General features: G+C 71.5%; 11 protein-coding genes. 10 read left to right on the forward strand and 1 reads right to left on the reverse strand.

Translation table 11 applies throughout. From position 1 onward, the window contains the following. Nucleotides 1–97 precede the first annotated feature (97 nt). The 9 genes from ABZ098_RS15465 to ABZ098_RS15505 all read left to right on the forward strand — a co-directional run bounded on the left by ABZ098_RS15465 (nucleotide 98) and on the right by ABZ098_RS15505 (nucleotide 9,113). Nucleotides 98–1,171, forward strand: a complete 1,074-nt coding sequence (locus ABZ098_RS15465) for a sugar ABC transporter substrate-binding protein (protein ID WP_356591115.1) — start codon at nucleotides 98–100, stop codon at nucleotides 1,169–1,171. After that, entirely contained in the window at nucleotides 1,168–2,661 is a 1,494-nt protein-coding gene (locus ABZ098_RS15470) for a sugar ABC transporter ATP-binding protein (protein WP_356591117.1), read from the forward strand. Before ABZ098_RS15465 ends, ABZ098_RS15470 begins: the two co-directional genes overlap by 4 nt. Then, nucleotides 2,654–3,679, forward strand: coding sequence for an ABC transporter permease (locus tag ABZ098_RS15475; RefSeq protein ID WP_356591119.1), 1,026 nt, complete (start codon nucleotides 2,654–2,656; stop codon nucleotides 3,677–3,679). Before ABZ098_RS15470 ends, ABZ098_RS15475 begins: the two co-directional genes overlap by 8 nt. Nucleotides 3,680–3,715: 36 nt before the next feature. Next, the gene (locus tag ABZ098_RS15480; RefSeq protein WP_356591121.1) at nucleotides 3,716–5,095 is read left to right on the forward strand and encodes an L-fuconate dehydratase; all 1,380 of its coding nucleotides are present in this window, start codon (nucleotides 3,716–3,718) and stop codon (nucleotides 5,093–5,095) included. Continuing rightward, nucleotides 5,092–5,847 (forward strand): SDR family oxidoreductase, encoded by a 756-nt coding sequence (locus ABZ098_RS15485; protein WP_356591123.1) that lies wholly within the window; start codon nucleotides 5,092–5,094, stop codon nucleotides 5,845–5,847. The genes ABZ098_RS15480 and ABZ098_RS15485 overlap by 4 nt, the downstream gene beginning before the upstream one ends. Beyond that, entirely contained in the window at nucleotides 5,844–6,812 is a 969-nt protein-coding gene (locus ABZ098_RS15490) for an aldo/keto reductase (RefSeq protein WP_356591125.1), read from the forward strand. Before ABZ098_RS15485 ends, ABZ098_RS15490 begins: the two co-directional genes overlap by 4 nt. Beyond that, entirely contained in the window at nucleotides 6,809–7,123 is a 315-nt protein-coding gene (locus ABZ098_RS15495) for an L-rhamnose mutarotase (RefSeq protein ID WP_356591127.1), read from the forward strand. Before ABZ098_RS15490 ends, ABZ098_RS15495 begins: the two co-directional genes overlap by 4 nt. Beyond that, nucleotides 7,120–7,962, forward strand: coding sequence for an amidohydrolase family protein (locus tag ABZ098_RS15500; protein ID WP_356591129.1), 843 nt, complete (start codon nucleotides 7,120–7,122; stop codon nucleotides 7,960–7,962). Before ABZ098_RS15495 ends, ABZ098_RS15500 begins: the two co-directional genes overlap by 4 nt. A 92-nt stretch (nucleotides 7,963–8,054) precedes the next feature. After that, on the forward strand, nucleotides 8,055–9,113 hold the full coding sequence (locus ABZ098_RS15505) for a hypothetical protein (protein ID WP_356591131.1): 1,059 nt from the start codon (nucleotides 8,055–8,057) through the stop codon (nucleotides 9,111–9,113). On the opposite strand, the gene ABZ098_RS15510 is transcribed toward ABZ098_RS15505, so the two are convergent. Further along, nucleotides 9,110–10,528 carry a lipase maturation factor family protein gene (locus ABZ098_RS15510; RefSeq protein ID WP_356591133.1) on the reverse strand — a complete coding sequence of 473 codons (1,419 nt, stop codon included), beginning with the start codon at nucleotides 10,526–10,528 and terminating at the stop codon, nucleotides 9,110–9,112. The genes ABZ098_RS15505 and ABZ098_RS15510 overlap by 4 nt on opposite strands. Before the next feature lie 134 nt (nucleotides 10,529–10,662). Between ABZ098_RS15510 and ABZ098_RS15515 the strand changes: the two genes are divergently transcribed. After that, nucleotides 10,663–11,736: a DUF6777 domain-containing protein gene (locus tag ABZ098_RS15515; protein WP_356591135.1), complete on the forward strand. Its 1,074-nt coding sequence runs from the start codon at nucleotides 10,663–10,665 to the stop codon at nucleotides 11,734–11,736. Nucleotides 11,737–11,742: the final 6 nt, after the last annotated feature.

Raw genomic sequence — 11,742 nt, forward strand, 5'->3', positions numbered from 1 at the left:
TATTGCCGAGAGCGAGTGGTCTGATAAGTATGCCGTCATCTGCTCGAACACGTTCATGTTCGACCATGCGAGAACACGCTCAACGAGGAGCCGCCAGATGCCCGGCAGGACAGTGGGGAAGCGGAACAGAATTCGGATCATCGGTGCGGTGGCCGCGGCCGCGAGCGCCTCGCTCGTGCTCGCCGCGTGCGGCAGCACCAAGGACACCGGCAGCGCCGGCAGTGCGGGAGGTGACGGGACCGGCAAGGTGGGCGTGATCCTGCCGCTGCTGACCTCGCCCTTCTGGCAGTCGTACAACGACTACGTGCCCAAGATGGCCAAGTCCGAGGGGGTGGACACGCTGAAGACCGTCAACTCCAACAGCGATCCCTCCCAGCAGATCACCGACATCAACAACGAGCTCAACCAGGGCGTCAAGGGCCTGGTCGTCGCCCCGCTGGACAGCGCCGCCATCGAGGCCGGCCTCGACCAGGCCGAACGCAAGGGCGTCCCCGTGGTCGCCGTCGACGTGGCCCCCGACAAGGGCAAGGTCGCCATGGTCGTACGGGCCAACAACGTCTCGTACGGCGAGAAGGCCTGCCAGTACCTCGGGGAGCACATCACCTCCGGCAAGGTCGTGCAGATCATGGGCGACCTGGCCTCCGTCAACGGCCGCGACCGCTCCGAGGCCTTCCGGGCCTGCGTGAAGAAGAACTTCCCGAAGCTCAAGGTCCTGGAGATCCCCGCCAAGTGGGAGTCCGACACGGCCGCCTCGCAGCTGAGCACCCTGCTGAACGCCAACCCCGACATCAAGGGCATCTACATGCAGGCCGGTGGCGTCTACCTCGCGCCGACCCTCCAGACCCTCAAGTCCAAGGGGATGCTGAAGAAGGCCGGCACCGCGGGCCACATCGCCATCGTCTCCAACGACGGCATCCCGCAGGAGTTCGACGCCATCCGCAAGGGCGAGATCGACGCCACCGTCTCCCAGCCCGCCGACCTCTACGCCAAGTACGGCATGTACTACATCAAGGCGGCGATGGAGGGGAAGACCTTCAAGCCCGGCCCGACGGACCACGACTCGACGATCGTCAAGCTGCCCAGCGGCATCCTCGAGGACCAGCTCCCCGCGCCCCTGGTCACCAAGGACAACGTCGACGACCCCAAGCTGTGGGGCAACACGGTCAAATGAGCACCCCACTCGTTGAGGCTCAGGGGGTCGTCAAGCGCTACGGCCCCACGACCGCCCTCGCCGACGGCCGCCTCACCGTCCTGCCCGGCGAGTCCCACGCGCTCGTCGGCCGCAACGGCGCGGGCAAGTCCACCCTCGTCACCGTCCTGACCGGCCTCCAGGCCCCCGACGAGGGCACCGTCCGCTTCGACGGCGAGCCCGCGCCCCCGCTCACCGACCGGGACGCCTGGCGCGCCAAGGTCGCCTGCGTCTACCAGAAGCCCACCGTCGTCCCCGAGTTGACGGTCGCCGAGAACCTCTTCATCAACCGGCAGCCGTTGAAGAAGGGCTTCATCAGCTGGCGCAGCCTGAGGAAGGAGGCCGCCGAACTCCTCGACACCTGGGACGTGCGCGTCGACCCGGAGGCGCGCACCGCCGACCTCAAGGTCGAGGACCGCCAAATGGTGGAGATCGCAAGGGCGTTGAGCTTCGGCGCCCGCTTCATCGTCCTCGACGAGCCGACCGCGCAGCTCGACAAGCGGGAGATCGAGCGGCTCTTCGGTCGGATGCGGGCACTCCAGGACTCCGGTGTCACCTTCCTGTTCATCTCGCACCACCTCCAGGAGGTGTACGAGGTGTGCCAGACGGTGACGGTCCTCAGGGACGCCCGCTGGATCACCACCGCCCCGGTCGCCGACATGCCTCGCGCGGCCCTGATCGAGGCCATGGCCGGAGAGACCGTCGCCGAACAGGAACAGGCCGTGCGCACACGAGAGGTCGACGCGCCCGTCCTCCTCGACGCCCGCGGCCTCACCTCCGACGCCTACCAGGACGTCGACCTCACCGTGCGCCGCGGTGAGGTCGTCGGACTCGCCGGCATCAGCGGCAGCGGCAAGATCGAACTCGCCGAGTCCTTCACGGGACTGCACACCCCGACGAGCGGAACGGCGCAACTGGACGGCAGGCCACTGCCGTTCGGCGACGTGAAGGCCTCACTGAAGGCCGGCGTCGGCTTCGTCCCGCGCGACCGGCACGCCCAGGGCCTGGTCTTCGGCATGACCATCGGCGACAACGCCACCCTCAGCGTCCTGGACCGGCTCGGCCGTCACGGCTTCGTCGGCACCGACCGCAAGCGCGGCTTCGCCACCGAGCTGATCGACCGCCTCGACATCCACACCGAGGGCCCCGACCAGCCCGTGTCCGACCTCTCCGGCGGCAACGCGCAGAAGGTCGTCATGGCCCGCGCCCTCGCCTCCGACCCCCGCCTGCTCGTCCTCATCAACCCCACCGCGGGCGTCGACGTGAAGTCCAAGGAGTCCCTGCTCTCCCGCGTGGACACCGCCCGCGAGGACGGCACCGCGGTCCTCGTCGTCTCCGACGAACTCGACGACCTGCGCCGCTGCGACCGCGTCCTCGTCCTCTTCCACGGCCGCGTGGTCGCCGAACACCCGGCCGGCTGGCGCGACCACGAGCTGATCGCCTCCATCGAAGGAGTGGACCACCATGGCTGACACCCAGGCTCCGCCGGTGAAGCACGTGCGGGTGCCCGAGGCGCGGGCGGCCCGGACGGTCCTGCTGCGCCGCGCCCGCGAACTGGCCCTCGTTCCCGCCCTGTTGCTGCTCATGGTGCTCGGCGCCTTCGTCAACGACTCGTTCCTCACCGAGCGCAACCTCATCTCGATCCTCGGTGCCTCGGCGGCCCTCGCGATGGTCGTGCTGGCCGAGTCCCTCGTTCTGATCACCGGCAAGTTCGACCTCTCCCTGGAGTCGGTCGTCGGCATCGCGCCCGCCGTAGGGGCCCTGCTCGTCCTGCCCGCCGCCCAGTCCGGCTGGGGGACCGAGTTCCCGGCCGTCCTCGCCATGTTGGCGATCCTCGTGGTCGGGGCGGCGGTCGGCGCCTTCAACGGTGTCCTGGTCGTCAAGTTCAAGCTCAACGCGTTCATCGTGACGCTCGCGATGCTGATCGTGCTGCGCGGACTGCTCGTCGGCGCGACCAAGGGCAAGACCCTCTTCGGAATGCCGGACAGCTTCTACGCCCTGGCCACCACGACCTTCCTGAACATCCCGATGTCCGTGTGGCTCGCCGCCGTCGCCTTCGCCGTCACCGGTTTCGTCCTCAAGTACCACCGCATCGGCCGTTCCCTGTACGCCATCGGCGGCAACGCCGACGCGGCCCGCGCCGCCGGCATCCGCGTCGAACGCGTGATGCTGGGCGTGTTCGTCGTCGCCGGCGTCCTCGCCTCCGTCGGCGGCATCATGCAGACCGGCTACGTCGGCGCGATCAGCGCCAACCAGGGCCAGAACATGATCTTCACCGTGTTCGCGGCCGCGGTGATCGGCGGCATCAGCCTCGACGGCGGCAAGGGCACCATGTTCGGCGCCCTGACCGGCGTCCTCCTGCTGGGAGTCGTACAGAACCTGCTCACGCTCGCCCAGGTGCCGTCCTTCTGGATCCAGGCCATCTACGGCGGGATCATCCTGGTCGCCCTCATGATCGCCCGTGTGACGACGGGGCGCGCGCAGGACTGAGCCCCGCCCGCCCCGTCACCTACCGAAAGGCCCTCCGTGTCCTCGACGCCCGCCCGCATCACCGCGGTAGACACCTACGACATCCGCTTCCCCACCTCGCGCGAGCTCGACGGCTCCGACGCGATGAACCCGGACCCCGACTACTCGGCGGCCTACGTCGTGCTGCGCACGGACGCGGCCGACGGGCACCAGGGGCACGGATTCACCTTCACCATCGGGCGGGGCAACGAGGTCCAGGTCGCCGCGATCGAGGCGCTGCGCGGACACGTCGTGGGCCGGTCCGTCGACGAACTGTGCGCGGACCCGGGGACGTTGAACCGCGACCTGATCGGCGACAGCCAGCTGCGCTGGCTCGGCCCCGAGAAGGGCGTGATGCACATGGCGATCGGCGCGGTCGTCAACGCCGTGTGGGACCTGGCCGCCAAACGCGCGGACAAGCCGCTGTGGCGGCTGCTGGCAGAGGGCGACCCCGAGTGGCTGGTCCGCCAGATCGACTTCCGCTACCTCACGGACGCGCTCACCCCCGAGGAGGCCCTGGAGCTCCTGCGCCGAGGGCGGGAGGGTGCCGACGAGCGGGCCACGCGGCTCCTCGCGACCGGCTACCCGGCGTACACCACCTCCGCCGGCTGGCTCGGCTACGACGACGAGAAGCTCACCCGGCTCGCCGCCGAGGCCGTCACCGACGGCTTCCGCCAGATCAAGCTCAAGGTCGGCGCGGACCTGGAGGACGACATACGGCGCTGCCGCGTCGCCCGCCAGGTCGTCGGCCCCGGCATCCGCATGGCGATCGACGCCAACCAGCGCTGGGACGTCGACGAGGCGATCCGCTGGACCAAGGCGCTCGCCGAGTTCGACCCGTACTGGATCGAGGAGCCCACCAGCCCCGACGACATCCTCGGCCACGCCGCCGTCCGCAGGGCCGTCGCCCCGGTGAAGGTGGCCACCGGTGAGCACGTCCAGAACCGGGTCGTCTTCAAGCAGCTCCTCCAGGCGGGCGCCCTCGACGTCGTCCAGATCGACGCGGCCCGCGTCGGCGGCGTCAACGAGAACCTCGCCATCCTGCTCCTCGCGGCCAAGTTCGGCGTACCGGTCTGCCCCCACGCGGGCGGGGTCGGCCTGTGCGAACTCGTCCAGCACCTGTCGATGTTCGACTACGTGGCCCTCACCGGCACCACCGAGAACCGGGTCATCGAGTACGTCGACCATCTGCACGACCACTTCCTCGATCCCGTGGTGATCAGGGACGGCCACTACACGGCACCCACCGCGCCGGGCTTCTCGGCCGCCATGCGCCCGGAGTCCATCGCGCGGTACACGTTCCCCGACGGCGCCTTCTGGGCAGAAGACCTCGCCGACGACACACAGAAGCACGACTCGCAGAAGAACGACGCACAGAAGAAGGGGCAGGCGGCATGAGCGACTTCGAGGGTCTCAGGGCCCTGGTGACCGGTGGCGCCTCCGGCATCGGCCGGGCCACCGCGGAACTCCTCGCGGCGCGCGGTGCCCGGGTCGCCGTCCTCGACCTGGACCCCTCGTCCGTGGAGAAGCCGCTGCTCGCCTACCGGGCCGACGTCACCGACGACGCGTCCGTGCGCGAGGCCGTCGCCGCGGCCGCCGCCGACCTCGGCGGGCTCGACGTGCTGGTCAACAACGCGGGCATCGGCGCCCAGGGCACCGTCGCGGACAACGACGACGAGGAATGGCACCGCGTCCTCGACGTCAACGTCGTCGGCATGGTCCGGGTGGCCCGCGCCGCCCTGCCCCACCTGCGCGAGTCCGCGCACGCGGCGATCGTGAACACCTCCTCGATCGCGGCCACCGCGGGCCTCCCGCAACGAGCCCTGTACAGCGCCACCAAGGGGGCCGTGTACTCCCTGACTCTCGCCATGGCCGCCGACCACGTCCGCGAGGGCATCCGCGTGAACTGCGTGAACCCCGGTACGGCGGACACCCCGTGGATCGGCCGCCTCCTCGCCAAGGCCCCCGACCCCGCCGCCGAGCGGGCCGCCCTGGAGGCCCGCCAGCCCACCGGCCGCCTCGTCTCGGCCGACGAGGTCGCGGGTGCCATCGCCTACCTGGCGAGCCCGCTCTCCGGGGCCACCACCGGCACCTCCCTCGCCGTCGACGGCGGCATGCAGGGCCTGCGCCTGAGGCCGGTGGACCGGTGAACACCCTCGGCAGCAGCGGCGTCCCCGTCAGCGAACTGGCCTTCGGCGGCGCCGTCATCGGCAACCTCTTCACCGAGGTGACCGACGAACAGGCCCACGAGGCGGTCACCGCCGCCTGGGAAAGCGGCATCCGCTACTTCGACACCGCCCCGCACTACGGACTGGGCCTGTCGGAACGCAGGCTGGGGGAGGCCCTGAAGGCTTTCCCGCGCGCGGAGTTCACGGTCTCCACGAAGGTCGGCCGTCGCCTGGAACCGTGCACGGACGGCGGTGACGACCTGGCCAACGCCTTCGCGGTTCCCGCCACGCGGCGGCGCGTCTGGGACTTCTCGGCCGACGGCGTACGGCGCACGCTCGACGCGAGCCTCGAACGGCTCGGCCTGGACCGCGTGGACGTCGTCTACCTGCACGACCCCGACGAGCACGCCGACCAAGCCTTCCGCGAGGGCTATCCAGCCCTGGAGAAGCTCCGTTCCGAGGGTGTCGTCGGGGCGATCGGCGCCGGCATGAACCAGGCCGGGATGCTCACCCGCTTCGTCCGCGAGACCGACGTCGACGTGGTGCTGTGCGCAGGGCGTTACACCCTGCTCGACCAGAGCGCGCTCACCGACCTGCTGCCCGCCGCCGTCGAGCGGGGCGTGTCCGTGGTGATCGGCGGAGCCTTCAACTCCGGGCTGCTGGCGGATCCGAGGCCGGACGCGACCTACAACTACGCGCAGGCCCCCGGTGACCTGCTGGACCGGGCCCTGCGCATGCGAGAGGTCGCCGAGCGCCACGGCATCAGTCTGCGGGCCGCCGCCCTCGCCTTCTGCGCGGCCCACCCCGCCGTCACGAGCGTCCTCGTGGGCGCCCGCTCGGCGGCCGAGATCCGGGACGCCGCCGAGCAGTTCGCCACCCCGGTGCCCCCCGCCTTCTGGCAGGAGCTGCGCGACGCAGACCTCCTGACCGCCGAGGAGCCGTCATGAGAGTCGCCCTGCACACCAAGGTCCGCGCGGACCGTGTCGAGGAGTACGAGTCCGCCCACCGCGAGGTCCCCGTCGAACTCACCGACGCGATCCGCGCCGCCGGGGCCACCTCCTGGACGATCTGGCGCAGCGGCACCGACCTCTTCCACGTCCTGGAGTGCGAGGACTACGGCCGCCTCCTCGCCGAACTGGAGCAGCTCCCGGTGAACGTCGCCTGGCAGGCCCGCATGGCCGAACTCCTCGACGTGGTGCACGACTACTCCGGCGCGGGCGCCGACGCGGGCCTGCCCGTCGTGTGGGAGCTGCCGTGAGGGTCGTGGACGCCCACCACCACGTGTGGGACCTGTCGGTGCGCGACCAGGACTGGATCGCCTCGGACAGTCCGCTGCGACGGAACTTCACGGTGGCGGACCTCGCACCGGAGGCCGCCGCGGCGGGAGTCGACCGCACGGTCCTGGTCCAGACGGTCACCGTGCCCGAGGAGACCCCGGAGTTCCTCGCCCTCGCGGCCGGGCACGAGTTGATCGCGGGCGTCGTCGGCTGGACCGACCTGACCCGGCCCGACATCGCCGAAGAACTCGCCCGGCTGCGTGAACTCCCCGGCGGGACCCACCTCAAGGGCATCCGCCACCAGGTCCAGGCCGAGCCGGATCCCGAGTGGCTGCTGCGCCCCGACGTACGCCGGGGCCTGGCCGCCGTGGCGGACGCCGGCCTGGTCTACGACCTCGTGGTCCTCCCGCACCAGCTCCCCGCCTGCGTCGAGGCGGCCCGGTCGCTGCCGCGACTCACCTTCGTCCTGGACCACTTGGGCAAACCTCCCATCGCCTCCGGCACCCTGGAACCCTGGGCGAGCGACGTCCGCGCCCTCGCCGGCCGTCCCAACACCGTCTGCAAGCTCTCCGGCATGGTGACGGAGGCGGACCCCGCCACCTGGACCGTCGACGACCTCCGCCCGTACGCCGACACCGTGCTGGACGCCTTCGGCCCGGACCGCGTGATGTTCGGCTCGGACTGGCCGGTGTGCACGCCGGCGGCGACCTACGCGGAAGTGCTCGACACCGCACGCCAGTTGGTACCCGCGTCCGCCCACGCCCAGGTCTTCGGAGAAACGGCCGACCGGGTCTACGGGCTCACCGCTCCCGGGGCGTAGCCGCACGGAGAAGCAGGCCGCACGGAAAAGCAGTTGGCCGCCGACCCGCCGACCGGGACAATCCCGTGAGGTCCAGGGGTTGGGGAGGGTGCTTGGCCGTGTTCGTGTGCGCGGGGTGCGACGCCGTGCTGACCGCGCAGGTGTCGCGGGTCGCGCTTCCCGCCGAGGTCCACCAGATATGGGGGAACGGGACGCTGCTCCCGGTGCTCATGGAGGCCGGCACCTACGCCGTGGACCTTGAACCCTCGGGGCCGCCGTGGCGCCGCTGGGACGAGATCGGGGCGGACGAGGCGGCGGAGCGAGGCGTGTACGCGCCGGTCTTCGCGCTGTCCTACGGCGCGCCCGGCGCGGTCTTCGTCGCCCCGGGCGACACGCGGGGCACGGTTCTGATCCCCGAGCGGTGCGGCGGGTTCTGCTGCGGCCTGGACGGCAGGGACGGCCCGAACCTGGCGTGCGAGAGGTGCGGGCGGGCGGTGGCCACGCGCATCGACGACTGCTCGTACTGGCAGTCGGTCCGGCTCGACCCCGAGGCCGTGCGCGGCGTCCCCGCCGAGGACGTGGCTCCGGAGGCGGACTCCTGGCAGGCACTCACGGAACCGCGGGACAGGACCCCGCGGGTCGACCAGTGCGGACGGTGGAGCCCGCGCTGGGCGGCGGCGGCCGCAGTGACCCTGGCCCACCTGTTGGCGGCCTCGGACGGGGCCCCCGTGGCGGTACCCGACGGACCTGTCGCGGACCTCTTCCGCCACGCACTCGACACCCTGCTTCCGGCGGGGCGGCCGGCCAGGACGGCGGCGCTCGCCGGCCCGTCTCTGCCCGCCCCGGACCCCGAGGTCGACATCGCCCTGGTGCCCACGCACCCGCGGACGGGCAGGACATGGCAGTCGCCCGGCACCGTCGCCGTACCGCTGGCCGGTGACATCTGGACGCAACTGGTCTCCCCGCAGAGGCAGTTGCCCATCCCCGTGGCAGGGGGAATGCCCGACGGAGTCTTCCGTGACGACCCACTGCCGCTGCACCCGCACACCCTGTTCCGGCCCGACTGGGGTGTGTTCCTCCACACCCTGGCCCGCTTGCCCGCGGTACGCGAGCGGTGGCTGCGTGAGATCCACGAGCGGGTGCGGAACCGTCCGTACGCCGACCCGTTCTAATGGTGCGCGGCTTCCGCCAACCGGGTGGGCGGCAGGAACTCCCGCACGTACGTACGTTCCCAGCACGCCCCCGTCTCCCGCAGCTCCCGCCACGTCGTGTACCGGTACCGGAAGAGGCGGGCGCGGACGTAGCGGGGCGGCTCGTCCGCGGGGAAGGGGGAGCGGCGCAGCAGCCTCAGCGTGGCGGGGTCGTTCTCCAGGAGCCGTTCGACCATCGTGCCGAACCACGCCCCCGCGTACGCCGGGGACAGCGCGGCGAACCACATCATCCAGTCCAGACGCAGATGGTAGGGCGCGAACTGGCGCGGCCAGCGCCGTGGATCGCCCGGCTTGCCCTTGAACTCGTACTCCCGCCACTCGGATTCCCTGCGCGGTACGTCGTCCGCGGTGCCCTCGACCACCACCTCGTAGCGGACGCGGCTGACGCTGCCGAACGCGCCGTAGGTGTTGACGAGATGCAGCGGGTCGAAGGAACGGTTCATGATCTGGCTCCGGGAGATCATGTTGCGGACCGGGTGGTAGCTCAGGGCGAGGAGCAGCGCGGCGACGGCGAGGACCGTCACCTCGTACCAGAGCGGGGTCGCGGGCAGCTCCGGCGCCTCGCCCGACAGTTCCAGCGCCGACACCGCCAGCACGATCGTGATCCAGTTCAGCCAGGCGAAGTTGCCCGAGAGGACGAGCCAGAGCTGGGTCACGATCATCAGGGTCGCGGCCGCCGTGGCGAACGGCTGCGGCGTGAACAGCAGGAAGGGCACGGCGAGCTGGGTGACGTGGTTCGCGGCCACCTCGACCCGGTGCACGGGCCTCGGCAGATGGTGGAAGAACCAGCTCAGCGGCCCCGGCATCGGCTGTGTCTCGTGGTGGTGGTCCAGGCAGGTGAGCTTGCGCCAGCAGGCGTCGCCGCGCATCTTGATGAGCCCCGCGCCGAACTCGACCCGGAACAGGACCCAGCGCAGCAGGAACACCACCACGACCGGCGGGGCCACCTCGTCGTTGCCGAGGAACACCGCCAGGAAGCCGACCTCCAGCAGCAGGGACTCCCAGCCGAATCCGTACCAGGTCTGGCCCACGTTGACGATCGACAGATACAGCAGCCACGGCACCAGCCACAGCAGCATCCCGCCCCACAGCGGCAGCCGGGAGTCCAGCCCGGCGGCCAGCGCGACCGCCACCGCGCAGCCCGTCCACGCGCAGAGGGCGAAGAACCGGTCCGAGTAGTGGAGTTGGAACAGGCTCGGTGCCCGTCGGAAGGGGATCCGCGCCACGAAACGCGGGACCGGCAGCATGCCGCGCTCCCCGAGCAGCGCCCGGAACTGCAGGGCCGCCGCCAGGAACGCGACGAAGTACAGCCCCGCCAGAGCCCGCTGGAAGACCAGCCGGCTCAGCCAGTAGTCGGGTGCGGTGAACCAGTCCACGGCCGTGCTCTCCTGCCTCCATTGTCCAGCCGGACCCTGCGTGACGCTCCGTGTACCTCCCCTCCCGCTTGCGTAACCCAAGTAAGCGAAGCAGACAATAGGAGCGAACTGCCCGGGACGAACGGGAGCACGCGGTGCGGACACCCACCAGGACCCTCGTCACGGCCTGTGTGCTGACGGCGGCACTCCTCGTCGCAGGATGCGGCCGCGACGAGAACATTGGCGAGGCGGACGGCGCGCTCCTGCTCCAGCCGGCGGCGGCCCAGGGGCCGGACCCCTTCACCCGCTCCGCGGCGACCGTGCCGCCGCCCCTCACCCGAACGCCCCAACGGGACCCGGCCGCCCCACGGACCGTCTCCGGCGGGACGCCCGGACTCTACGGCGGCACCGAGCGGATCGGCAGCTGCGACGTGGAACGGCAGATCGACGACCTCACCGCCGACCGGTCGAGGGTGAGCGCGTTCGCGCGGGTCGCGGGCGTCTCCCCGGCAGCGGTCCCGGACCACCTGCGCGCACTCGCTCCCGTCGTCCTGCGCGCCGACACCCGGGTCACCGACCACGGCTACCGCGGCGGCCGGGCGAGGGCCTTCCAGTCCGTCCTCCAGGCGGGCACCGCCGTCCTCGTCGACGACCGGGGCGTCCCGCGCGTCCGCTGCGCCTGCGGCAACCCCCTGACACCGCCGGTCGCGATGCCGGACGGCACGGTCGTGAGCGGGCGGCCGTGGCCCGGATACCGGCCCGACCAGGCGGTGGTGGTGGCCCCGAGCGAGCAGGTCGTCACCGACATCACGATCATCGACCTCGTCGACCACTCCTGGATCGAACGCCGGATCCACCACGACTGCCGGCACGACCACGTCGTACCCCCGCCCGAGCCGCAACTCCCGCCCCCCACGGTCCCCCCGAGCGACAGCGCCTCCCCGGACCCGTCCTTCGGCGCCGACCCGCCGAGGCCCGCGCCCGACTGCCCCACCGAGCAGCCGTACGACGAGAACTGCCCCGCCCCCACCGCACCGCCGGCCCCACCCGAGGCCCCGCCGCACGAGAGCCGTACGACCGCCCCCGCGGCCCCCGCGAACCCCGACGCCGAGATCGGCCCCGACACCGTCCCGGACACCCCGGACCTCCCCGACGGCGGCGGCCTGATCCCCGACGATCCGGACGCCGACCCGGTCCTGGACAGCTCCACCGACGCCTCCGGTGCCTGACGGCAC

Origin of the sequence: Streptomyces sp. NPDC006335, from assembly GCF_040612795.1 — a bacterium.
In the GTDB taxonomy this organism is placed as follows: Bacteria; Actinomycetota; Actinomycetes; order Streptomycetales; family Streptomycetaceae; genus Streptomyces.

Excerpts from the sequence above, each read along its gene's own strand:
- ABZ098_RS15465 (WP_356591115.1), top strand. The coding sequence starts at position 98 with ATGCCCGGCAGGACAGTGGGGAAGCGGAACAGAATTCGGATCATCGGT.
- ABZ098_RS15470 (WP_356591117.1), top strand. The coding sequence starts at position 1,168 with ATGAGCACCCCACTCGTTGAGGCTCAGGGGGTCGTCAAGCGCTACGGC.
- ABZ098_RS15475 (WP_356591119.1), top strand. The coding sequence starts at position 2,654 with ATGGCTGACACCCAGGCTCCGCCGGTGAAGCACGTGCGGGTGCCCGAG.
- ABZ098_RS15485 (WP_356591123.1), top strand. The coding sequence starts at position 5,092 with ATGAGCGACTTCGAGGGTCTCAGGGCCCTGGTGACCGGTGGCGCCTCC.
- ABZ098_RS15495 (WP_356591127.1), top strand. The coding sequence starts at position 6,809 with ATGAGAGTCGCCCTGCACACCAAGGTCCGCGCGGACCGTGTCGAGGAG.